A 25,101-nucleotide genomic window follows, 5' to 3' on the forward strand; every position below is an offset into this window, starting at 1 on the left:
GAGCATGACGATAATCAAATAAATATGGTGTTAGTAAAACAATAACAACATAAAGTGAAAGGAGTAACACCTTGGCAAAAGAGGCGCAAAGCACATTACAAGCATTTGCTAACGGCGTAGCCGGTGTGCGGCATAATCGCTATACCTTAAGCATTACCGATATGGCGTCTTCCATAGCGGTGCTATCGGTTAAGGGTAGCGAGCAGCTTAATGAGCCGTGGTATTATGCGATCACTTTCACCAGTGCTGATAAAAATATTCGCGTTAGCTCGGCATTAGGTCAGCCGGCATCGTTGGCATTTTTAGCGCCAAACCTGCTAACGCAGGTCACCCACATTAGCTCACTCGATAAACCAGCAATGCCGCGCACCTTATATGGCGTGGTAACCGAGTTTGCTCAGCTATCGGTCAATAAAGATGAAGCGCATTATCGGCTGGTACTGCAGCCACGGCTGGCGCTATTTGCTAATGACCATTATAGCGCCATTTACCAAAACCAAAGTGTGGTCAGCGTGGTGGAAGAGGTGCTGCGCCGCCATGGTTTTACTGGCGTCGATTACCGCTTAGCGTTAAAAGACAGCTACCCCGCCCGGGAGTTTATCACGCAATGGCAAGAGAGCGACCTGGCGTTTATTCAGCGTTTATTGGCCGATGTCGGCATCTGGTTACGCTTTGAAAGCCACGCCGAACACAACTGTGATGTATTGGTATTAAGTGATTACGAACAGGGTTTTGAGGACGTCGGCAGTCTTGGTTACACGCAACCGAGTGGCATGGCGGATAACGCCCGTGATAGCGTGTGGGATTTACAATTTGCCAGCAAAAGCGTAGCGCGTCAGGTGAAGGTAAATGATTATAATTATCGAGAAGCACCAGCCGACCTTCACGCACAAATAAACTCACAACCTAAAGAGGTTACCACCGCCGGCACCGATTACCGCTATGGTGAGCACTTTAAACGTAAAGGCGATGACAACATTATTGAAAGCGGCAGTTGGTATGCCAAAATCCGCCATCAGCAGCAGATTAGCGAACAGATTATTATTCACGGTAACGCTAATGACTACCACTTAGCCCCAGGGCAACGGCTGATGATTAGCGGCAGCCCGATCAACGGCATCAGTGAAGGGATAGTGATTTTAGCGACCGAGTGCTATGGTGACCGCAGCGAGGCCTATCACGTTAAGTTTACCGCTATGCCGTATAACGTACTAAAACCGTATCGCCCAGCACCGTTACCGTGGCCACAGGTGACCGGCACACTGCCGGCGCGGGTGACCAGTCCAGATAATGACACCTATGGTTATATTGACACCATGGGGCGCTACCGCGTTAAATTTGATTTTGATTTAAAAACCTGGCGCAGTGGAGAAGAGAGCTTATGGGTGAGGCTAGCAAAACCGTATGCCGGCGACCGCTATGGTTTCCACTTCCCCTTAATCGATGGTACCGAGGTGGCTATCGCTTTTACCGGTGGCAATCCTGATAGACCGTATATTGCCCATGCCATGCATGACAGCACACATCCTGACCCTGTCACGACTATCAATAAACACCGCAATGTGCTGCGAACGCCAGCCAACAACAAGCTGCGCATGGATGATAAACGCGGGCAAGAGCATATCAAACTGGCTACCGAGTACGGCAAAAGCCAGCTTAATCTCGGCCACTTAGTTAATCAAAACAGAGAACAACGCGGTGAAGGCTTTGAGCTACGCACCGACGAATGGGGCGCCATTAGCGCGAATAAAGGTTTATACCTAACCGCACAAAGCGAGCCACAAGCCCAAGGTCAGCAGCTCGATATGCAAGGCGCGATTGCCCAGCTGGAAAACGCCTTATCGATTGCCAAAGCGCTACAAAATGCCGCCAATAGCGCGCAGGCGCACCCCGCTGATCTCGACAGCCAACAGCAGCTACAAAGCGCACTAAAGCAGCTAACCGAAGCAGGCATGATTGCTTACGCGCCAGCCGGTATAGGCCTCACCAGTGATGAGAATATTCAGCTCTCCAGCGGTAATAGCATCAGCTTAACCAGTGAACAGCAGACCGACATTAGCGCGCTTAATAATATCACCTTAACCTCATCTGAGGCGGTCGGCATCTTCGCCCATAAAGCGGGTATGAAGCTACTGGCTAACCAAGGCCAAGTCGAACTGCAAGCCCAAAACGACGCGTTAGATGTGGCAGCTAAACAAGAGATAAACATTGACAGTGTTGATGGCCATATCACTATCACCGCCAAGAAAGAGATCATCCTTATTAGCGGTGGCAGTTATATCAAAATCGATGCATCAGGTGTTGAATTAGGTTCATCAGGGAATGTCACCATAAAAGCCTCTGCGCTACAAAAAATGGGACCGGCAAGTATGAGTAATAATATTAAAGCACTATCTGAGCCTGTAACTAACAATGGTATGAAGTTTCGGTTTATTGATGAAAATGGTTTACCTCATGTTAATGAAAATTATATAGCTCAACTACCAAATGGGAAAAAAATTCAAGGTGTTAGTGATAGTCAGGGATATACACAAACTTTTTTTTCCACTAATTCACAAGAGCAAATAAAACTTGAATTGATAGAATCATAAAATTAGACGATAAAAGGAAAAAAGGAAAAAAGGAATTAATTATGCCTGATAATAGAATATTAAGAGGGGTAACAAAGCCGATTCAAAATGGAAATGTTTCGGTGAAAGACGTAGTTTTTTCTAAAAAAAAGCCTTTATTTATCCTTTTTAGTTTTTCAGGTGAACATGGTGCAAGTGATTTTTTAGCTTCGGCTAAATATAAACAAGAACGATTAAAAAGAAAATATCCGTTAGCTGAAATAAGAATTGTAGAAGGCTTCAAACTAATTGATGAGTTCAAAAAAGAATGGGTTAAATTATACAATGAACTCGACGCTGAATCCATATATCAGCTCTGGGAAGTTCACTATTTTGGACATGGCAATCAAGATTGTCTTTTACTCGATGATAAGGGGGTTAATTTACATTTTGTGAAGAATGATGAATTACCTATTTTACCTTGGCATCCTAATCGAGGTATTTTTGTATTGCATAGTTGCCGAGGCGCGGCATATGAAGATTATTTTTCTAAAGATAATATGGAGAGTAAAATTTGCCTAGCTCAGAGAATTTCAAATTTACAACAGACACGTTGTTTGGGGCAAGTTGTGTATGCTAATTTCTGTGCGCTTCCGTCAAAATATATTTTTGCTATGATGAATACTCCATCAATTAATCAAGTTATTTTAACTGAGGAAGAAAAAGAAGCTGAGATGAGATACCGATCTGAACCGATCACAAATAATGTTGCAATTTTTATGGGTGCTGATAAATCTCTATGGGGTTATGCTTTATTAACCGGGGCCACAGGTAAAAAAATTTTGAAAAATAAGCAACAATATGAAAATGCAATGGCTTCGTTGGAAAAAGTGATTTATCCAAAATATCAAATTTACTATGATGTAGAAATATTAAGTAGCCGAAATCAAATTATGCCCTGCCGAGTATTCAATAAAGGGGTACTAGAACAAGAGCATATTGTCGAGCTAGATAAATTTAATAATAACGATTTGGATTTTATCTAATGAAAAGAATTTATATGATCATCATGTTAATCACTTTAGCACTGTGCGTTAGCTTAGTGGTTAATTATATTTTGCTAGATAGAGATATTGAGCAAAAAGGAGAAAAAGCTATGGATTATACAATTTACCCATCATCAATGCCAGAAAATGCGTTGTGGCGCATAGAACAAGCAAAGCAAATGAATGAGCGAGCCTATACTACAGTTTTTGATGCTATCGATGATGAGAATACGATGATAGAGCTAGTTAAACATGCTTGGCAATGGGATAAAAACGCTATGATGCATTATTCTAGCATTAAAAGTAGAAAGGATATTCGCGGTGATAAACCAGATGATATGCTTTATTTCGATGAGTTTATGCAAAAATATCAAAGTAAGTTTTTAGACGACAATGGTAATCGTTTAATTGAGCCTAGTATATTCAACCAACCAAATGCATGGAGTTATATGCGAGATAGTTTTGCTGAATTAAAATACCCTTACGCATCTTATCGGATGGCATGGGTATGGGGTGGAGTGAGTGGATATGATAGTGATGGTATAGCTAGACCGTTAGAAGATAAAAATATTGAAAATTCAATTAAATACCTAAATTATGCAATGGAAGGTGGATATCGTAAACATGAAATGTTGGCGACCTGGACACTATTTGCTATTCAATCTAATTTTAAAAATGAAAAACGAACAGAGATTATCCCGTTAAGTGAATATCGCCCTTTATTGCCCAGTGAATGTTTAATTGTTGCAATTGATCACTACCAAATTGCAGCACAGCATAGCTCATTATTTGGAATTTTACGGGTAGCAGAGGCCTATTTGTATGGCATTGGTCGTGAACAAAGCTGGGTTAAAGCCTATGCTTGGAGCCAATTGCTTGATTATGCTTATCAAAAATTAGTACAAAGAAATAGCCCGCTTGATTGGAAAAAATATGAAGGTGATATCATTATTCAATATAACTTACCATTGAGTAAAAGATTGGCAAGGACCTTAACTGACGCACAACAACTTGAAAGTAAAAAAATTTTTGGAGAGCTTAAGAATACAATTATCAGTTGGGATCATGAAATTTGGTCAGAAGGTATTGATGATTTTTATCCAAAACCATAGCGAATATTGGTTATTAAAATATTAGGTAATTGCCATCATAAAATAAAGGTGCTCATAAGTAGAATTTCTCTTGCCTCAAACAGAGTCGGTCACAATGAAAAAGCACCATTTCAACTGTATTTACTAATAATTTTGAATGGCTATTTCAGATACTAAACAATGATAAAGATAATAGATAAAGGAATACATAATGGGTAGAAATGTAGTTAGACTTGGCGATCCTACCACTCATGGTGGTAAAGTGATCAGCGCTTCATCAAGTACGATTGTTGATGGCAAGGCGGTGGCATTGGTCGGCGATCTTGTCTCGTGCCCGCACGACGGTCATGGGGTTAATAAAATTATCGAGGGTTCGAGTACCTGTTATTCAGATGGTAAACCGGTGGTGCTCGATTATTCGTTGTGCGAATGTGGCTGTAAAGTGATGTCGACCATTACCTCTGCTGAAATGGAATAATCAGTATGTCGTGGCCTAAACCTGAAATAATTTCATTAAATCCGCCTGATAAGCCTAGACGTTGGTTTTGGATCGCGCTATTTGCGGCGTTTTTTATTATTACCACGCTATTTTTAATCGCAAGTTGGGGGGATAATGATTACTTCTCCTCACTCTCTTTTTGGCTAATTGCAATTGTGGTGCCGTTTGTTTTTGGCAGCGTGGCCTTAAGTATTCGCTTTTATCTGTATGGCTTGGCACAAGAACACTTTGACATTTGGCAACAAGAACAGCAGCAAATAGACGGCAACTGGCAAGAGTGGGCGATGTCGAGTGCCAGTATTATTGCCAGCTACTGGATAACCCCAAATGCACTGGACGAAACCGCGATTTTATGCAATCGAGTCGAGCTACCCATGCAATGTGATAAAGTGCTGGAGTTTGATGATAATAAACCTGATCATGAACACTATTTTGATGAGCTATTTTATCGGTTTGTTGAGCCGATAAATAAACTACCGGATAACACCCCGATCGCCATTACCGTATACTCCTCGTCGCAATCATATACTGCCCTTGATAATACGATTGAGGCCATCTATCGACGCCACAAAATAAATAAACCTTATTCGCTTACTCATCAAACGAGCGCTTATGCCCAACTAGAGCAAATTACCGACGTGATCGATACCCCGCAGCGGGCAGTGCAACTTATTATTGTTAATAACTTGCAATCAAAAGGCTCGGCATTTTTAGCCGCCTTATTATTAGCCGATAAGCAATTTGAGGCCGATGCGGATCAGCTGCTGGTTGAGTCCAACCTTTTACGCCCCATGGTGAGCGATAATATTGCGGCAGCAACCCAACAAATGGCCGAAATGCAGCCTGGGCTGGCGGGTGTTGCACAGTTGTGGTATGCCAATGTAGATAAAGCCAAGCAAATTGAAATAGCGAAAGGCTTGTCTGACCATGGCGTTTCACCCGATGGGATTAATGCTTTAGATAGCCTTGCTGGCCAACAAACCGATTTAGCCTATTGGTCATTATTGGCGTTAGGCAATAAACTAGTCAAACAATCGCAGCAAGACATATTACTCGTGACAAGCAGTCAAGGGCAATATCTATTTTCTGTTTTGACGCGCGCAGATTGAGGATAACGACATGAAGAATAAATGGAAAATTTTAGGGTTAGTTTTTATTACGTTATTTTGTGCTGTCATTTTTGCCACTGTTCTTGTGATGTGGGGTGAGACGTTAGGGTATAGTTCATTGGGGCAAAAAATAGCGATTTGGCTACAAGGGATGCTATTACTGCTTGCACTGCTGCTTACGCCAACGATTATTACCAATAGCCGTAAACTGTGGGCAAAAGATAAAGCCACTAGCGAATCATTAAATCCAGCAGCCAAAAAGCGCTTGGCGAAACCGCTGCTGTTTGCTGAATTTGTGGCGATTAAAAGCTTATTGCATCGGCACTATGGGTTTTTTTGGCGCCACCGCGTGACCAAATGTTTGGTACTAGGCACCCGTGACGATAGCGAACATTTAATACCCAATCTAACCACCGAGCGTTGGCAAACTAGCAATAACCTATTAATGGTATATGGCGGTGATTGTCACGAAGCGTTAAATGATGGTTGGTTGGTCGCCTTAAAAAAAACGTTTGGTCGTCTCCCATTATTACGCCACAAACCGCTCGATGCCATTATTTGGTTATTACCGCGCAATTACTTAACCTTAAATCGCAGTCAGCAAGCCTTACTTGAAAAAAGCATTATGCAAATTCAAGCGCGCAATAAATTAGTCGGCTGGCAACCGCCTATCTATTTAGTGAGCGCACAGGCAAGTAGCTGGTCGCAAGCGGGTCGAGTCGAGCAAGGCGTGGGGATATTATTTAATAGTTTAACTAGCGCGACCTTAAACAATGTTGATGCTCAAATCGAGCAATTAGCCAATCAGTGCTGCCAATTAGGTAGCCAGCAAGTCACTAAAGATAATCGTTATGCCTTTTTACTGCAATTAAGCCAAAATCTGCAACTACGCGATAAACCACTGATTAAACAGTGGCTGGCTAAATGGTTATCGCTACCAAAATCGCTGATGCCGCGCGGCTTGCTGTTTAGTCCTCCCGCGACCAATGACCTGAGTGCCGATGAGCAACGCTATCTACCAGAACATAATTTAGCCAATAGCCCGACGTGGCAAGCGATTGAGCTTGATACTAAACAACAACCCGGTAAGCGTGAAGGCGTAGACTGGGCGACGTTATGTTGGTCTATCATTATTGCAGTGATGCTTATTACCTGCGCTGGCGTATTGAGTTCATATTATAATAATCGGGCATTAATTAACCATAGCAGTGAATTAGTTGACCAGTTACAACAACAGCAAAATGGCACCTATTCTGCGCGCTTGCAAGCACAATACGCGCTGCAACTGCAATTGGAACAGTTGATCTACCGTCAACAGCAAGGTGTGCCGATCGGCTATCGCTTTGGTCTGAGCCATAATACACCGTTACTCGATACACTTTGGCATCATTATTTAACTGCCAATGATCGCAATATTGCCCAACCATTTTTTAATTGGCAAACTAACTACTTAAATCAGTTAACCGCTATGTCACCGGCCGATCCAAATCGCGTAAGCTTAGTGAATAATGGTCATCAGGTCTTAAAAGCCTATTTAATGCTGACCCGGCCAGATAAAACCGATCCCAAGTATTTGGGCGAGTTTGCCGGCAAGATGTGGGCGGCTCCCGCTGGCATTAGTGCTGGCGAGTGGCAAAAGTTAATGCCGGAGCTGATCACCTTTTGGAGCCAAAGCTTAATTGAACACCCGAGCTGGGCCAAAGCAAGCTCAGATCTATTGGTCAAAGATGTCCGGCAGATTTTAATCAACCAAATTGGGGTTAGAAACGCTGAAAATACAATTTACCAAGCCATTTTACAACGCGCAGGGCAAAACTATTCCGATATGACGTTAGTTAAGCTACTCGGTGATATTGATAGTCGTACGCTGTTTTCTTCGACGGATGAAGTGTCTGGTGTTTTTACCCGCAAAGCATTTGAGGATGTGGTTAAAAGCGAAATTGCCAATGCGGCTAAATTAAGGCAAGAGCAAATTGACTGGGTATTAAGCGATGGTTCATCTTCGGTAACCAGTTCGGTCTCACCCGATTCGCTGCGTCAACGCTTAACCGATCGCTATTTTAGTGACTATAGCGCAGCGTGGTTGCTATTTTTGAACAATATTCAGTGGCGACAAGCAGATAATGTTGCCGATGTGATTGAGCAGCTAACCTTGATGTCTGATGTGCGGCAATCGCCATTACTGGCACTTATGAATGCGGTTAAGTATCAAGCGGAAGTGGCCTACAGCGGCGGGGGGATTTCGGATAACTTAATCCGCTCGGCACAAGAGTTGGTCAAGGATAAAAATCCAGCCAGTTTAAATGCTAAAGTTGAGGCATCGGGACCGTTAACGCCAACCTTTGGCCCATTGTTGAACTTGATGAATGCCAGCAATAACAGTAATGATCTGGGGTTACAAACGTATTTGCTGCGTGTGACTCAAGTGCGCTTAAAGTTACAAAATATTACCAGCAGTGCTAACCCACAAGCGATGGCAAAACAGCTGGCTAAAAGCGTGTTCCAAGGGACATCGGTTGATTTAACCGAAACCCGTGATTACGGTAATTTGATTGCGGCCAATTTAGGCGAAGAGTGGTCAGGCCTTGGTTATAGCTTATTTAAGCAACCGTTAGAGCAAGCGTGGCAGGTGATTTTAACTCCTGCAGCAAGAAGTTTTAATGATACTTGGCACAACCAAATTGCTTATGAGTGGGAACGATCATTTGCTGGCCGCTACCCATTTAAAGAGTCAGAGAGCGATGCTTCATTTGCCGAGTTAGCGAGGTTTTTACGCCCTGGCTCGGGTATTATTGACCAGTTTATCAGCACCGAACTCGGTGGCGTGTTAGAAAAACAGGGTGGCAAATGGGTGATTAATCCGGTCAATTCACAGGGCTTAACTTTTTCACCGCAGTTTATTGCCACGCTAGATCTGTTTAATTCGCTTTCGGCGCAGCTTTTTAGTAGTGGCGATGCCCAACTGGCATTCGATTTAATGGCGCGCAGTGGCTACAATGTTGCCCGCAGTGAGTTAATTATCAATAAGCAGAAGCTCGACTATTTTAATCAGATGTCGGTTTGGCAGCGTTTTAACTGGCCGGGCGATGGCTACTTCCCTTATGCGCAATTAAGTTATAGCAGCGATCAATCTAGCTTGCAGCTCTATCAGTACTCCTTTGGTGATTGGGCGTGGTTGCGGCTATTGGAGTCGGCGGCGATTAAGCAAATTGATTCAAGCCGCTACGAATTGTTATGGCATACACCTGGCAGCCATGAGCTGAAATATATTTTACGCACTCAGTCAGGCGATGGACCATTGGCACTACTTAAATTGCGTCAGTTTGCCTTACCTAAAACTGTTTTCGATATCGCTAAATCGGCTAGCCAAAGTCGTTTAGCTCATAAATTATAAAAATGATAGGATAAGCAATGCTCAGTCAATTATTGAGTCTATTTTTTAGTAAACAAGATCCGCTGCAGACCATTCGTGCGCGTTTAACCAGCAATTGGGCAGATTGGCTTGCGCCGATTAATCCCGCTAAGCCGGTCGGTGACGATCTCACTTATCATGATATCTTTCAAGAAATTAAAGAAGAAGTCGCTAAGTTATCAGGGGTTGATTATCCGTTAATTATTAGTACCAGTGAAACGATCCTTAAGCAGCATAGCAAGGATGTTCGCGTGGTAACCTATTACTGTTTAGCGCGGTTGCAAATCGATGGCGTGGCTGGCTTTGCTGATGGTTTAGAGCTGCTGGCTGGTTTGTTAGATAAATTTGGTGCATCACTCTATCCCTCGCGTGGGCATGTGCGTAAAAATGCAATTGAGTGGTTAGCCAATGCTAAATTTACCGATGCGCTAAATAAGTTGCAACCGATCGACCAAGACAGCTTATCACGCATTGTGGCCGCATTAAATTTAATCGATTGTTGCAATAAAAGCGCATTTGCTAGCGAAGATCCGAGTCAAACTGGGAAAATCCCCGATCTTGATGGCTTAATTCGTTTTTTTGCCACAGGCTTAAAGCAGCCAATTAAGAGCCAGAGCAGTCAAAAAGCCGATGCGGCAACCCAAGCACCTTTTAACCGTGAAGAGCCGAACAGAGTCGAAGATGCTGCGATTCGTTCGCAGCGTGATCTCCTTGATCAAGCACGTAAAATAGCCGCATTTTTACGCGAAAAGCCTGATGGCTATTTAGCTGCTGGGCGTTTTTTACGCGCTATACGTTGGGACACCGTTAATCATTTACCGCCAGTGGATAGCCGCGGTCGAACGCGCTTACCGGCGCCGCGTGCCGAGTTAAAACAGAATATTAGTCGCTTGATTATTCAGCAGCAATGGCATGAGTTATTTGAGCGCGTCGAGGCGGCATTTATGGAAAATGCTAACCATTTTTGGTTTGATTTACAGCGCGCCGCCGTGCTGGCGTTACAAAAAATGGGTGAACCTTATCAAAGTTGGGCTGAAATTTATTTAACGGACATTGGATTAGTGCTCGAGCGGTTAAAAGGTATTGAGCGCTTAACGTTTGATAATGGGACGCCATTTGCCGATGACGATACGCTACACTGGATTGCAACTACTGCAACCATCCATCATTTAGATGACGATTCAACCCTGACGCCTATCGCGATTGCCAGCGAAAATGATTGGCATGAGATCGAACAGCAAGCAGTTGATTTAGCTAGCAGCGAAGGGATCGAAAAGGCCTTTTTTTGGTTGCAAAGTTTACCGACGATTCGCTTACCGAAGCAGCGCTATTTATTGCAGTATACTCAGGCTCGAATTGCCGAACAAAATGGTAAAACCGATTTAGCGTTAAAACTCCTGATCGGTTTAGATGACCAGCAGGCAAGTTTGAATCTGCAAGCGTGGGAGCCGAGCTTAATTTTTGATATTAAGCAGCAGTTACTGCGTTTGCTTAAACAAAAGGCCCAGTTAAAAGAGATAAATAAGGCGCAACTTGCCGATGATATCGATCGCTTGCAGCATCAACTTATTCAGCTTGATGCCGCTCGCGCTTTGACATTAATTTAATACCAGCGTGTTTGGTAATATATGAATAACAATAGAGAGTGATAATGGACGACTTAATCCAACGCTATTATGAATCAGAAATGCGCTATCTGCGTGAAGCCGGTAAAGAGTTTGCTAAGGTTCACCCTGATCGCGCAAGCCAACTTAATTTAGATCGTGTTGGCGATCGCGATCCCTATGTTGAGCGCTTATTTGAAGGGTTTGCTTTTTTAATGGGACGGCTACGGCAAAAAATTGATGATGATTTGCCTGAGTTAACCGAAAGTTTAGTTACGCTATTATGGCCCCATTATTTGCGCTTAATTCCGTCATTATCGACAATCCAATTAACCCCTGATTATATGACGTTATCGCGGCAAGAGGTGATACCGGCGGGGCTTACGATGCAAACTGAAGCGATTGGGGCGGCAAGTACGCACTGTAAATACCGCACAACTCAAGCGATAACCTTAAGGCCGATTGATATTAGCCAAGCTAAATTAACGGTTGGTAGCGATGGGCGTAGCATTATCACGTTACGGTTAAGTTTTAGCGAACTTGCCGATTTTGAGCAATTTGATTTGTCACAGCTACGGTTATACCTTAACGCCGATGGGCCAATTGCCAGTAGTTTACACTATGCGTTAACCAATCAAGTGGCCGCGATGTATTTACGTTACTCAACTGATGCCGAGAGCCGACAAGCATTTAATGGTAGCATTACGCCCGTGGGATTTGGGGCTGACGAGCGGTTATGGCTCAAGCCTGATAATGCCTTTGCCGGTTATCAACTGCTGCTTGAGTATTTCACATTCCGCGAAAAGTTTATGTTTGTCGATCTCAACGGTCTGGATATCAAGCACGTCCCTTTGCACTGTCGCTACATCGATATTGAGTTAGTATTAAAAGAGAGCTGGCCAAGTGATATGCCATTTGACCATAGCAATATTTGCTTACACTGCTCGCCCGTGATTAATCTATTTGATTTAGAAGCCGATCCCGTGATTGTTAACCAATTACAAAGTGAGTATTTACTTAGGCCTTTACTGCGCCAAGATGGCCATGTTGAAATTTATTCGATTGAAAATGTTGAAGCCATCACGCGTAATGGCCGCTATAGCTATGTTCCGTTTACCAGCTTTAAACATCGGGGTGGCATGTTAAGGCACGATGCGCCTGAGCGCTATTACCATACTCGGGTGCGCAAAGGCGCGTCTGGCTTGCACGATACTTGGCTAATTTTGGGTGGCAAAGTATGGGATAAAAGTGAACAGCTTGAGAGTGAGACATTATCGCTACGCGTAACGGGAACTAACGGTATGTTGCCGCGTAAAGCGCTGCGCAATGCCCGCATTGATCAGCTATGTGGTGCTCAGGCTAACATTGCCAGCGTAAAGAATTTATCCGCGTTAACTCAGCCATGTTATCCACCAACCGAAGATCGCTTTCATTGGCGGGTATTATCGCATTTAGCGCCTAATTACTTGTCTTTGATGAACGCCGAGGTATTACGTGGCACACTGGCGCTATATGATTGGACCGATGATGAACTCAATCGCCGACGTTTAGATGGCATTGTTGATGTTTCGCACCGGATGATCAAGCGGATTGAGCAGGGGATGTTACAGCGAGGGATTGAAATTGAGGTGACGCTGAATAGTTACCAATTCACCGGTGAAGGCGATGTGGCGCTATTTGGTGAATTATTACATCAATTTTTTGCTTTATATGCCGACGTTAATCTATTTACACAGTTAGTGTTAGTCATTTTACCAACAGGGAAAAAAATAACGTGGAATCGCAGCAAGACATCACGACCAGCCCTTTAATGCAGGAGCTTGAGGCTCAGCTGCCAAAAATGAACTTTTATCGTTTTTGTCAGCTGCTCGAGCAAATAACCGATTACGAATTAAAATTGGGCACCAGTGAGTCGCCAGTTAATGATCCGTTGCGTTTTGCGCCATCGGCGGAGATGAGTTTTCCTGCTGGCGAATTGCGGTGCATTGAGCGAGAGCCGTATTTAAATCGGCCGATTACCGTACGTACTCGCTTCTTGGGATTATACGGTGTCGATTCGGTTTTACCGTCGATTTTACTCGATGATATTGTCAAGCGCAAAGATGGCTATGAAGCGGTGGTCGATTTTCTTGATATTTTTAATCACCGTATCATTACCCAGTTTTATCGCATCTGGTTAAAACACCATTATCCAGCTAGTTTTATTCGCGGCGGTAGCGATCCGATTTCGCAATGCTTACTTGGCTTAACGGGTCTTGGTATTAAAGGCACCAGTGAGCAAATTGGCACGCCGGTTTCGCGCTTTTTAGCGCTGCTTGGCTTAGTTACCCAGCGTACTCGCACCGCCGGAGGTATTGTTGGGGTAATTAAAGTTTTAGTACCAAACTGCGATGTTGAGGTAGAGGAGTTTTATCCTGTGCGCATGAGTGTCCCAGAGCCTGCTAAATTAGGTCGAGCAGGGATTGCGCTGGGCAGTTCAACGGTGCTAGGTAAACAATTTTTGGAGTCTAACCAAACGGTGTTGGTCAAAATTAAACCACGAGATAATACGCGTATTGATCAGCTGCTGCCTGATGGTCAGTTACACCATGATATTATGACGTTACTGCGCGCTTATTTGGGCTATCAAGTCGATGCGCAGCTTGATTTATATTTGCCTGCCCGATTTTTGCCTAAAACCCAGCTTAAATCACGAGGGGTAAGATTAGGGCAGACCGCATCGCTAATCTGTAATACTGATGCATCAACCCCAGATGTGGTGGTGAATTTAGGTCGTTATCGTGGTATTGCGGCCTAAATAGCGGTGAGTTGGTTTATATGATAATTAGCTTTTACAATAAAATCATAACGAATGTACTGATAAGGAAATAAGATGAAAAAAATAATAATGATTGTTGTTACCATGTTAAGTGTATTGATATTAACTGCTTGTGGCGCGGCTCAGTCGGTGTCAGAAGGAACCGCAGGCGTGGCAAAGGCTATTTTTGTGTGGGATGTGCGCACTTTGCATCTTGATTATAGCGCGCGAGCAGAGCTTAATACTGATGATAAAAATCGCTCATCACCGGTGGTTATTCGCATGTATCAACTTAGCGATGCTAAGTCGTTTGAAGCGGCAACCTATCCCTTATTAGTTAATGATGATCGCGATTTATTAGGCAGCTCTTTGCTGGCAACCAAAGAGATTGTGTTAAAACCAAACTCGTCAATATCGGTCGATACGGCCTTTGATAAAGATGCTCAATATGTTGGTATTATGGCTTTATTTAAAGAGCCCGATTTAAAACAGAATAACTGGCGTATTTTATTGAAGAGACGCGATTTAAATATTAATAAACCGCGTGAAATTATTGCCAATAAATTTGCGCTTGAACTTATCGCTGAGGATTAAGCTATGGGGGCTTCGTTGTATGATACGCTGTTTGGTTTTTTTGATTCTGGTTCGATCGTCAGTGAAGTTGACGATAAAATGCAAACCATTATTAGCGTCAAAGATAATATTAGCCGAATTTTAAATAGCCGAGCAGGTGCTATTAAACACTTGCCTGACTATGGCTTGCCTGACGTGTCAAATATTTATCAAGCACTGCCGACTTCCGCCTATGAACTGATGCGTGCGATGCAAACTACCTTGTTAAAATATGAACCGCGCCTCGCTTCGGTTGATATCCAACTGCAAGAGAATAACGATACCATGGTTCTAAGCTATGAGCTAACTTGCCATTTTAAAGAAGGTGGGCTGGTGAAATACGGGACTTATTTTACGCCAGACGGTAAGGCGAAGATGGATTTTAGTCATAAAAGGCAGAGGGCGTGATCTGACTTATTTAGCTTAACCGTGGCCTTAAAACACCCTCTCTCAAGGGTGTTTTAACCGCTAAATAACGGGTTATAGTACGATATCGGTATCGCTAAGGTGCTGTTTAATTATCTGAGTATTATTTTCCAGTCCAACGATAAGATCTTTTTCAACCAAATCAATTTGAATGCGTAATTGTTTCAGTCCGTTTTCGATCGAGACATCACTTTTGGCAATGCCTTCGTGTAGTCTGGCTACTTCACGATAAAATCCTTGCGCTTGGCGTAAAAATTCTGGCGGTGTTGCTAATGTTGAGCTTGAGTATTTCATGTTATCCCAAATGAGGCTATAAAAATTAAGTGGCTCGTTGCGGGCGCCGTAATAATTCGATTTTTGTAATTTAGCCATATACTCTTTTAAGAGCAAAATATTATCTTGCAGTTCATACTGGAGTGATTTTTGTAGATAGTAGCTCTCTTTCTCGCTTTTCATATTTTCAAATTGTACTGCTTGTTTGTAACCTTGACTTGCGGCTAGAAAAACCCCCAATACTGTGGCAATAATGATAAAAATTTGGCTCACCCAGAAACTGGCTTTCTTAATTTCATTAATGCGTTCAACATCAACTTTAGGATTGGAAATCGGAGTCTCAGACATGATGGCAGTTCCTTATATTATTGTTTCTATTTAAATTGATTAAAATATGTGGCAGCGATTAAATCACGTGGCTAACAATTATAAATTTCTGCTATTATAATAGAAAGATTTTTATTAACTTTGAGAAAAATATGTTTGAAAATTTAACCGACCGATTATCCCAAACGCTACGCAATATTACTGGGCGCGGGCGCTTAACAGAAGATAATATTAAAGAAGCATTGCGCGATGTTCGCATGGCGCTATTAGAAGCTGATGTTGCGTTACCCGTCGTTCGTGATTTTATTCACCAAGTCAAAGAAAAAGCACTAGGACTTGATGTTAATAAGAGCCTAACACCAGGGCAAGAGTTTATTAAAATTGTGCAACAAGAGTTGACTGTCGCCATGGGCGAAGTTAATAGCTCATTAAATCTAGCCACTCAACCACCAGCCGTTATCTTGATGGCCGGTTTGCAAGGTGCGGGTAAAACCACCAGTGTTGCTAAATTGGCTAAATTCCTCAAAGAGAAGCAAAAAAAGAAAGTGTTGGTGGTATCGGCTGACGTTTATCGACCGGCGGCAATTAAGCAATTAGAAACACTGGCACAGGCCATTGAGGTTGAGTTTTTCCCTTCTGCGGCTAATCAAAAGCCGATCGATATCGTTAATCAAGCTATTTCACAGGCTAAATTACAATTTTTTGATGTATTAATTGTCGATACGGCGGGGCGTTTGCATGTTGATGGCGAAATGATGAATGAAATAAAAGCACTTCATCAAGCCGTTAAGCCAATCGAGACGTTATTTGTGGTTGATGCCATGACCGGTCAAGATGCGGCCAATACCGCTAAAGCCTTTAATGATGCGTTGCCATTAACTGGGGTTATTTTAACTAAAGTTGATGGTGATGCGCGTGGCGGAGCGGCACTTTCGATTCGAAGTATCACTGGCAAACCAATAAAATTCCTTGGTATGGGTGAGAAAACCGACGCTTTAGAACCATTTCATCCTGATCGTATTGCCTCACGTATTTTAGGCATGGGTGATGTCCTTTCGCTTATCGAGGAAATGGAAAGCAAGGTCGATCGCGAAAAAGTTGAACGGATGGCGAAAAAAATCAAAAAAGGCGATAAGTTCGACTTTAATGATTTTCAAGAACAACTTCAACAGATGCGCGATATGGGCGGAATGGGCGCCATGCTAGCAAAACTGCCTGGAGCAGGTCAATTACCCGATCATATTAAGGCGCAAATGGATGATAAAGTCACTATTAAAATGGAAGCCATGATTAATTCGATGACGTTTAAAGAGCGGCTTAATCCTGACATTATTAAAGGATCTCGTCGACGTCGGATCGCGCAGGGTTCGGGTACGCAAGTGCAAGATGTCAATAAATTGCTTAAACAGTTTGATGATATGCAACGCATGATGAAAAAAATGAAAGGCGGTGGCATGATGAAGATGATGCGTAATATGAAAGGTATGATGGGAGGAATGGGCGGTTTACCTCGTCGTTAACACTCTTTTTAATAACAATAAGGCACTAGCCTTATTGTTAATTGTCTAAAGCGTTTTTCTTTCCCTAAGCCATTTTATTCTACTATAAAATGACACTCCATAAAAAATAAATATAAACAATTAATTAATACTTTTGATAAGTATATTTGATTATGCCAATCGTTGTAATTGCCTGTTTTTATTAGGTTGAAATTTAGTTTAGGTTGAGAATTTTTTTTTATGTGATAGCATAAAAACAGTTATTTATTTTTTTTTAAAATCATTTTTATAAAAAAAATAGTTAAAATGGTTACTGTAGTTAGTTTTATCATATTTATTTCGTTGTTCTATATGATTGTTTTTAGGTAATTCAAAAGCAATGGTTATTTATCAACTAAGGATTTATTTATGAATCATATACTCCAAGCCGTCTCAGTTGTTATTCCGATTATCTTTGTACTTTGTTTCGGTTTTTTTGCCAGCCGCCAAAAGGCATTTGGCACCGAAGGCAATCCGATCAGTAATATTAATGAACTCGTATTAAACTTTGCCTTACCTCCCGCTTTGTTTGTCGGTACTATAACCGTTACTCGTTCTGCACTTAGCGCTGATTTTATTCTATTTATCGTCTTATTTACCTCTTTATTGGTGGGTTACTTAGTCGGTTTTGTGATCGCTAAGTTGTTATTTAAACGATCAATTATTGAAGCTTCCATTGCTGGCTTAGCGGTAAGTTTTTCTGCCGGTCCATTTTATGGACCCGCGCTATTAGGTAGCTTGTATGGAATACAAAGCGGCGTCGCGGTTAGCATTATTTCATTAGTCATTAATGTGTTTATCGTACCATTGGCAACGATAATGATTAAGTTACATATAGCCAAAGAGAGCAAGACGCATTCATCCGTCGGAGCCTTAGTTGGTCACTCTATTTTTGATGCAATTTTTAAGACGCCTTTTGTCTGGGCACCACTATTAGCTTTTATTTTGGTCTTTTTAGGTCTTCATACACCAGTAGTGGTTAATAATTCATTAGATCTTATTGGTAAGGCGACGGCTGGTGTTGCAGTCTTTGTGGCCGGAATGACGATTGCCGAAAATAAATTTAAGCTAAGTGGCGAGGTATTAATTATTGCCTTATTGAAAAATATTGGCTTACCTCTACTGTTTATTGCGGTTGTTATGTTATTTAAAATGCCGAGCGGAACCGTATTATTTAATGAAGGTATATTATTAGCGGCATTACCATCAGGTCCAATGATTGTATTACTTGCAACTCGATATAAAGCTTATCAACAACAAGCCTCATCTATTTTAGCTGTCTCGACTATTGGTATGTTAATTACGGTGACAGCGTTAATTATGATATTAGGGCTTTAATTACTCGTTTTAAAATATATTACTGATTATTTATATCGATTTTATTAAACGGAGGAACATGTTATGAGTCAAACTAAAATTGAGCGTTTAGCTGATTACGCAGTGAGAGCTAAATTTGAGGATTTATCAGCTAATTCGTTACAACAAATTCCAGTACATATTCTCGATTCGTTAGGGTGCCAAATTGCCGCATTAGGCTCAGGACCTATTAATATATGCCGTCAGCAAATTGAAGAGTTCGCCCCAACTGGTGCTGTGCCACTGATTGCCGGTGGCAAATCGAATCCAGTTTATGCGGCTTTTTGGCACACGGCTTTAGTCCGTTATGTTGATGCAATGGACAATATTTTAGCGCCAACAGAAACCGCTCATACTGCTGACAACTTTGGTGGTGTTTTAACGGCGGCGGCAATTGCGGGTTCAAGCGGTAAGGATCTTATGTTAGGCGTCGCGATCGGTTGGTCAGTGCAGACATTACTAGTCCAGCATGGTAACTTTATGAGCCGTGGCTTAGATCATACTGCGCAGCTTGCTTTTTCTGTCCCTGCGGCGGCAGGCCGTTTATTAGGTTGGGATAAGAAAACTATCGCTAATGCGATTGCGATTGCTGCATCAAGTGATGCCTCTTTTGCTGGAATACGGGCTAAACCGCTATCAGAGTGGAAAGGTATCGCTTCTGCTCAATCAACACTCGGTGCATTTAACGCCCTTTATTTGGCTAAACGTGGACTTGAAGGGCCAATTGCTATTGTTGAAGGGCCTAATGGTATTGAGAAGTTACTCGGTAAGCCAATTGATATTGATTGGGAGCATGAAAAATATGAAGGTGTCACCACTTCAACAATTAAAAAGTATGTGGCGATGATTCATACTCAATCAGCGATTGAATGTGTTTTGCAACTGATAAAAGATAAGCCCGTTGATCCAAGCAAAATTCAATCGATTGAAGCAGATGTGCCACAACTTGTCTATGATTTTTCTGGCGGTGGATTGTATGGCGGTGCTAGTGCTGCAATTACCTCTAAAGAGCAGGCAGATCATTCATTGCCTTATCTATTAGCCGTTGCAATATTAGATAAGCAAGTCATGCAGCCACAGTTTTTACCTGCACGAATTGCGGCAAACGATGTGCAAGATTTATTGAAAAAAGTGGTGGTAAAAGTTGATGATAATTTCACTAAACGCTATCCAGCCGAATTCTGTTCACGCATTACTATTCGGTTAACCGATGGTAGTTCGCAAACTCATGAGATTAATTCATATCCAGGTATGCCGTCGCATCCATTTACTTGGGATGATTCAGTTGATAAGTTTGATCGCATCACTAAAGGCTTTATTGAGCCAGCACTCGCGACAGACTTAAAAGCATTAGTTAAAGAGATTTATTTACATAATACCGCGGATCTATTTAAGATTCTTTCGGCGATTAAATATCCAAACGGTAAATAATGGCTGCCCTGCAATAATCTCTTCTTGTAACTAAAAATCGCGCCTAGCGCGCGATTTTTGTTATCAACCAATTAATAAGGTTTTAGACAATTTTATTAATTGTTACTAAAAAGCTAACGATTATGACGTTTGATTAATTGATGGTGCATTCGCTTGCGCATAGTATAAATTTACCTAATAAATATAGTTGCTTGGTCAAGCTAACTAATTCTTGGAGGTTTATATGATAATTAAACAAACATCCGATCGCAAATGGGATAATCGGTTGACAGAAAAGAGGCGGCGCCTTGACGCGATTAAGTCAATCTGCTCTGGCAAAGTCCTTCCAACACAAGATTTTCCGGCAATTCTAGAAAAATTACTTGTTTCAGGTGACCGTGTGGCTCTTGAAGGTAATAACCAAAAACAAGCCGATTTTTTAGCGCGAATGCTCACCAAAGTTGATCCTAGTAAGGTTAATAATTTACACATGTTAATGCCAAGCATTGGTTTGCCTGAGCATTTGGATATTTTTGAAAAAGGGATTGCTAAAAAACTCGATTTTTCTTTTTCTGGTACACAAAGTTTACGTATTTCTCAATTACTTGAAGACGGTGCGTTAGAAATCGGCGCTATTCATACTTATATTGAACTCTATGCGCGATTATTTGTTGATCTAACCCCACATGTTGCGCTAGTTGCGGCATATAAAGCTGATCGTGACGGAAATCTTTACACCGGGCCTAGCACGGAAGATAGTCCATCTATTATTGAATCCACGGCTTTTAAAAATGGTATCGTTATTGCGCAAGTCAATGAGATTGTCGATGATGTGTCTGATCTACCGCGCGTTGATATTCCTGGTTCATGGGTTGATTTTGTTGTTGTTGCTGATAAACCCTTTTTTATGGAACCGTTATTTACCCGTGATCCGCGCCTAATTAAACCCATCCACGTTTTGATGGCTATGATGGCAATTAAAGGCATCTACGCTAAGCATCAAGTTCAATCCCTTAATCATGGCATAGGCTTTAACACCGCCGCGATTGAGTTATTGCTGCCGACTTACGCTGAACGGCTAGGGCTAAAAGGTAAAATTTGTAAATATTGGGCACTTAATCCTCACCCGACATTAATTCCTGCCATCGAGAGTGGTTGGGTTGAAAGCGTGCATTGCTTTGGTAGCGAGCTCGGGATGGAAAACTATGTTGCTGCTCGGCCTGATATTTTCTTTACTGGCCACGACGGTAGCATGCGTTCAAATCGAACGTTATGCCAATTAGCGGGTCAATATGCGGTTGATATGTTTGTCGGCTCTACTTTGCAAGTCGATGGCTATGCCAACTCGTCAACGGTAACTCACGGTCGTTTATCTGGCTTTGGTGGTGCGCCAAATATGGGCCATGATCCACATGGTCGGCGCCATGTAACCGCGGCTTGGCTGGATATGATGCAAAAAGCCGAAGATCCGATTGGTCGAGGCCATAAACTGGTTGTACAAATGGTTGAAACTTATCAAGCTGGCGGCAAGCCTACTTTTGTTGAAACGCTTGATGCCGTTTCGGTGGGTAAAGAGTCAGGTATGTCAATTCCTCCAGTCATGGTTTATGGCGATGATATTACTCACGTATTAACCGAAGATGGTATTGCTTATTTATATCAAGCAAAATCATTAGAAGAACGACGCGCAATGGTCGCGGCTGTAGCGGGTATCACCGATATCGGTTTAGGTGTTGATGCCAAACGCGTAGAACAATTTCGCCGTGAAGGCAAGGTTGTGTATCCACAAGATCTTGATATCCGACCAAGTGACGCCGATCGTTCATTATTGGCGGCAACGAGTATTTCAGAGCTGGTTGAATGGTCTGGCGGTTTATATAACCCTCCGGCTAAATTTAGGAGTTGGTAGTGATAACGCCGTCTAATTAGCATAACTTTGCTCAGGTAATAAACCATCCCTTAGCGGCGAATTTATGCGCCACGATGTTATTACTTGATTGCACAACCGTGACTGATTAATCAACCTATGAGAAATAAGAGGATATTATGGAACGAATCGAATTAAGTTATCCTGCAACTGAAAAGCTAGCTAACAAAGCATTAGCGGGTGTTGTCGGTTCAGGCGATCTTGAGGCAATGTTTGTGCCCCATGATCAAAACACGCTAAGTATTGTTATTAAAACGTCAGTAGATGGCAGTAAATTACTTTGGACGCGCTTTTTTGAGCGTTTAGCATTACTGCAACGTTTACCAATGGGTACACTTGAAATTAATGATTTTTCTGCTACGCCAGGTGTTGCTAAGTTGCGTATTGAACAAGTTTTTGAGGAGGCTAAGCATGCAAAATAATGGTAGCTTTATTGAGCTCAGCGCTCGTAAACGGGCATTAAATCTTTTAGATGCCGGAACGTTTCGTGAATTATTAGGCCCATTTGAAAAAATCACCTCACCGTGGCTTGAAAAGCAGGGCATTGTCCCCGAATTTGACGATGGTATGGTTATCGCTAAGGGCGCCATTGATGGTAAGCCAAGCGTTGTGGTTGCCATTGAAGGTGTGTTCCAAGGTGGCAGTATGGGGGAAGTTTCTGGCGCCAAAATGGCAGCTGCGTTAGAACTTGCCGCCGAAGATTGTCGTCAAGGTAAGTTAACTCAAGCCGTTGTACTACTGGAAACCGGTGGTGTTCGTCTACAGGAAGCCAATTTAGGGCTAGCGGCGATTGCCGATATTCATGCCGCAATTGCCGATTTACGCCGTTATGTTCCCGTTGTTGGGATTAGCGCCGGAACAGTTGGGTGTTTTGGTGGGATGTCGATTGCTGCTGGATTATGTAGTTATCTAATTGCAACTCGTGAGGCGCGTTTAGGCTTAAATGGCCCACAGGTCATTGAACAAGAAGCGGGTATTGAAGAGTATAACTCACGTAACCGTCCTTTTATTTGGAGTATGACTGGGGGCGAAGTTCGTTATCAAACTGGATTTGTCGATGAACTGGTCAGTGATTCAATTGAGCAAGTAAAACAAGCCATGAAAAGCTGCCTAAATAAAGGCGTACCAGCAACATTTCGTTCAGAGCAGTATGACTATTATTTGCATAAATTGACGTCCGTTGATACGCAAAATCAAGTTGATGGCGAATCGGCTAAAAAGCTATTTGTTAGAGGAGATAATCAATGAGTAAAACAGCATTGAGTCGTGGAGATTATTGGTTTTCATTGCTAACTGAAAAAGCGACATTATGTCCAAATCTATGCGCCTCAGTTAAAGCCGCAGATGGCGAAATAGAGGGGAAATTAGCGCGTTTTATTGCGGTGGTACCTGATGCTAATAACGCTTATCCTCGGGCAAGACAAGGTGAAGTTGGACTACTGGAAGGCTGGACACTCGCTAAAGTTGTTCGCGAAGTCATCGAGCAAGATAAAACTAAACACGATAAACGAGTTATCGTGGCGATTATTGATGTTGCAAGTCAAGCCTATGGTCGTCGGGAAGAAGCGTTTGCTATTCATCAAGCGTTAGCTGGGGCAGCGAGTGCCTATGCCGATGCACGTTTAGCGGGTCATCCGGTTATTGGTTTGATCGTTGGTAAAGCGATGTCGGGTGCTTTTTTAGCTCACGGCTATCAAGCTAACCGTTTAATTGCCTTCGATGATGCCAAAGTAATGATCCATGCGATGGGGAAAGAGGCCGCGGCGCGCATTACTTTACGTAGTGTGGATGCATTAGAAAAACTTGCTGCAACTATTCCACCAATGGCATATGACATTGAAAATTATAATAAATTAGGTTTGTTATATAAATTATTAAAAATTGGCAATGTTGAACAACCCGATACTAATGAAGTTGAATTAGTCAAAGCAACAATTGGCAATGCAATTAAAGAAGTATTAAACGATGGTGTCTATCTACAAAATCGTTTACATGCCCAAGATCGTCATGCCTCTTTACTTGTTAGAGAACGCATGCGCGCTGAGTGGTAATTTTTTGCTGTGATCCGTTTAAGTTAACTACTCGTAATACCCGTTAACTTCAATACTATCATTATTATTTTAATAGACGATATCATCGTCAATATGAGGTTCCGATATGGCTTATGTCATTATTAAGGCGCTAGCGCCAATCTTTATTATTATGTTACTTGGCTTTTTTGCCGGTAAGCGTGGCATGGTTGATAATAAAAATGTCTCACTCTTAAATATTTTTGTAATGGATTTTGCTCTACCTGCTGCGCTATTTAGTGCAACAGTGCAAACGCCATGGGCAGGTATTGTAGGGCAGTGGTATTTAATTGTGGTGCTGGCGGTGGGGATGTGGATTACGTTTGCTGCAATCTACTTTACCTGTACTAAAGTATTTAATAAATCTGCTAAAGAATCTGCAGTATTGACCCTTACGGTTGCCTTACCTAACTATGCGGCCTTAGGTTTGCCTATTTTAGGGAGTGTGGTGGGTGAAAATACCGCTGTTTCATTATCCGTTGCTATTTCTATCGCCTGCGGCTCTGTACTACTAACGCCGATTTGTTTATTAATTTTAGAGCGAGAAAAAGCCCATGAAAATGGTACTGCAACGGGTTCATCACTATCAATGTTACCTATTCTACTTTGGCGCGCAGTGACTAAACCGATCGTTTGGGGACCATTACTTGGTGTTGTTTTATCGGCAATTGGCATTAAAATGCCTGAAATTGTATTAATCGCGATTAAACCATTAGGTTTAGCGGCAACAGCATCAGCACTATTTTTAACTGGTTTAATCCTATCTGCGCGTAAATTGAAACTTAATTTTGCGGTCTCTTTATCGTGCATTACCAAACTATTAATCCAACCATTTTTAGCCTGGGGGATCGTTTTAGTATTAGGTTTACATGGTAGTTTAGCGATTACCGCTATCCTAATGCTTGCACTTTCTGCTGGTTTTTTTGGTGTGGTATTTGGCAATCGCTTCGGGGTGCAGTCAGCTGATGCAGAAGCGACGTTATTGATTAGTTCTATTCTGTGTATTGTTACATTGCCATTATTTATTACATTAACATCTGGTCTATAAATAATAGG

Annotated in this window: 20 protein-coding genes; 19 read left to right on the forward strand and 1 reads right to left on the reverse strand. The window is 42.2% G+C overall.

What is annotated here, in order from left to right; translation table 11 throughout:
* Nucleotides 1-71: 71 nt before the first annotated feature.
* The 11 genes from vgrG to tssE all read left to right on the forward strand — a co-directional run bounded on the left by vgrG (nucleotide 72) and on the right by tssE (nucleotide 15,127).
* Nucleotides 72-2,591, forward strand: coding sequence for a type VI secretion system tip protein VgrG (gene vgrG / locus RHO12_09945; protein WVD65691.1), 2,520 nt, complete (start codon nucleotides 72-74; stop codon nucleotides 2,589-2,591).
* A gap of 41 nt (nucleotides 2,592-2,632) precedes the next feature.
* Nucleotides 2,633-3,595 carry a hypothetical protein gene (locus tag RHO12_09950; protein WVD65692.1) on the forward strand — a complete coding sequence of 321 codons (963 nt, stop codon included), beginning with the start codon at nucleotides 2,633-2,635 and terminating at the stop codon, nucleotides 3,593-3,595.
* Nucleotides 3,595-4,707, forward strand: coding sequence for a hypothetical protein (locus RHO12_09955; GenBank protein WVD65693.1), 1,113 nt, complete (start codon nucleotides 3,595-3,597; stop codon nucleotides 4,705-4,707). Before RHO12_09950 ends, RHO12_09955 begins: the two co-directional genes overlap by 1 nt.
* A 190-nt stretch (nucleotides 4,708-4,897) precedes the next feature.
* Nucleotides 4,898-5,164, forward strand: coding sequence for a PAAR domain-containing protein (locus tag RHO12_09960; protein WVD65694.1), 267 nt, complete (start codon nucleotides 4,898-4,900; stop codon nucleotides 5,162-5,164).
* A 5-nt stretch (nucleotides 5,165-5,169) separates the two neighbouring features.
* Nucleotides 5,170-6,294, forward strand: coding sequence for a hypothetical protein (locus RHO12_09965; protein WVD65695.1), 1,125 nt, complete (start codon nucleotides 5,170-5,172; stop codon nucleotides 6,292-6,294).
* Nucleotides 6,295-6,304: 10 nt separating this feature from the next.
* On the forward strand, nucleotides 6,305-9,688 hold the full coding sequence (locus RHO12_09970; protein WVD65696.1) for an ImcF-related family protein: 3,384 nt from the start codon (nucleotides 6,305-6,307) through the stop codon (nucleotides 9,686-9,688).
* 17 nt (nucleotides 9,689-9,705) lie between these two features.
* Entirely contained in the window at nucleotides 9,706-11,313 is a 1,608-nt protein-coding gene (gene tssA, locus RHO12_09975; protein WVD65697.1) for a type VI secretion system protein TssA, read from the forward strand.
* 44 nt (nucleotides 11,314-11,357) lie between these two features.
* On the forward strand, nucleotides 11,358-13,121 hold the full coding sequence (gene tssF, locus RHO12_09980; protein WVD65698.1) for a type VI secretion system baseplate subunit TssF: 1,764 nt from the start codon (nucleotides 11,358-11,360) through the stop codon (nucleotides 13,119-13,121).
* A complete protein-coding gene (gene tssG / locus RHO12_09985) occupies nucleotides 13,085-14,107 on the forward strand; it encodes a type VI secretion system baseplate subunit TssG (protein WVD65699.1) in 1,023 nt (340 codons plus the stop codon). The genes tssF and tssG overlap by 37 nt, the downstream gene beginning before the upstream one ends.
* A gap of 75 nt (nucleotides 14,108-14,182) precedes the next feature.
* Complete coding sequence (gene tssJ / locus RHO12_09990) at nucleotides 14,183-14,701, forward strand: type VI secretion system lipoprotein TssJ (protein WVD65700.1); 519 nt, start codon at nucleotides 14,183-14,185, stop codon at nucleotides 14,699-14,701.
* Between the two features lie 3 nt (nucleotides 14,702-14,704).
* A complete protein-coding gene (gene tssE, locus RHO12_09995) occupies nucleotides 14,705-15,127 on the forward strand; it encodes a type VI secretion system baseplate subunit TssE (protein WVD65701.1) in 423 nt (140 codons plus the stop codon).
* Between the two features lie 72 nt (nucleotides 15,128-15,199).
* On the opposite strand, the gene RHO12_10000 is transcribed toward tssE, so the two are convergent.
* The gene (locus RHO12_10000) at nucleotides 15,200-15,766 is read right to left on the reverse strand and encodes a hypothetical protein (GenBank protein WVD65702.1); all 567 of its coding nucleotides are present in this window, start codon (nucleotides 15,764-15,766) and stop codon (nucleotides 15,200-15,202) included.
* Nucleotides 15,767-15,897: 131 nt separating this feature from the next.
* Here RHO12_10000 and ffh point away from each other — a divergent pair, with 131 nt between their 5' ends.
* From ffh to RHO12_10040, 8 genes are all read left to right on the forward strand, one after another.
* Nucleotides 15,898-17,265: a signal recognition particle protein gene (gene ffh, locus RHO12_10005; protein WVD65703.1), complete on the forward strand. Its 1,368-nt coding sequence runs from the start codon at nucleotides 15,898-15,900 to the stop codon at nucleotides 17,263-17,265.
* A gap of 387 nt (nucleotides 17,266-17,652) precedes the next feature.
* Entirely contained in the window at nucleotides 17,653-18,621 is a 969-nt protein-coding gene (locus RHO12_10010) for an AEC family transporter (GenBank protein ID WVD65704.1), read from the forward strand.
* Between the two features lie 63 nt (nucleotides 18,622-18,684).
* The gene (locus RHO12_10015) at nucleotides 18,685-20,070 is read left to right on the forward strand and encodes an MmgE/PrpD family protein (protein WVD65705.1); all 1,386 of its coding nucleotides are present in this window, start codon (nucleotides 18,685-18,687) and stop codon (nucleotides 20,068-20,070) included.
* 223 nt (nucleotides 20,071-20,293) lie between these two features.
* On the forward strand, nucleotides 20,294-21,958 hold the full coding sequence (mdcA, locus tag RHO12_10020) for a malonate decarboxylase subunit alpha (GenBank protein WVD65706.1): 1,665 nt from the start codon (nucleotides 20,294-20,296) through the stop codon (nucleotides 21,956-21,958).
* Nucleotides 21,959-22,095: 137 nt separating this feature from the next.
* Complete coding sequence (gene mdcC, locus RHO12_10025; GenBank protein ID WVD65707.1) at nucleotides 22,096-22,398, forward strand: malonate decarboxylase acyl carrier protein; 303 nt, start codon at nucleotides 22,096-22,098, stop codon at nucleotides 22,396-22,398.
* Nucleotides 22,388-23,224 carry a biotin-independent malonate decarboxylase subunit beta gene (locus RHO12_10030; GenBank protein ID WVD65708.1) on the forward strand — a complete coding sequence of 279 codons (837 nt, stop codon included), beginning with the start codon at nucleotides 22,388-22,390 and terminating at the stop codon, nucleotides 23,222-23,224. Before mdcC ends, RHO12_10030 begins: the two co-directional genes overlap by 11 nt.
* Nucleotides 23,221-24,027 (forward strand): biotin-independent malonate decarboxylase subunit gamma, encoded by an 807-nt coding sequence (gene mdcE, locus RHO12_10035; GenBank protein WVD65709.1) that lies wholly within the window; start codon nucleotides 23,221-23,223, stop codon nucleotides 24,025-24,027. Before RHO12_10030 ends, mdcE begins: the two co-directional genes overlap by 4 nt.
* Nucleotides 24,028-24,133: 106 nt before the next feature.
* Nucleotides 24,134-25,093 (forward strand): AEC family transporter, encoded by a 960-nt coding sequence (locus tag RHO12_10040; GenBank protein ID WVD65710.1) that lies wholly within the window; start codon nucleotides 24,134-24,136, stop codon nucleotides 25,091-25,093.
* The last annotated feature ends 8 nt before the right edge of the window (nucleotides 25,094-25,101 follow it).

It is taken from the genome of Orbaceae bacterium lpD02 (assembly GCA_036251875.1).
GTDB classification, from domain to species: Bacteria; Pseudomonadota; Gammaproteobacteria; order Enterobacterales; family Orbaceae; genus Orbus; species Orbus sturtevantii.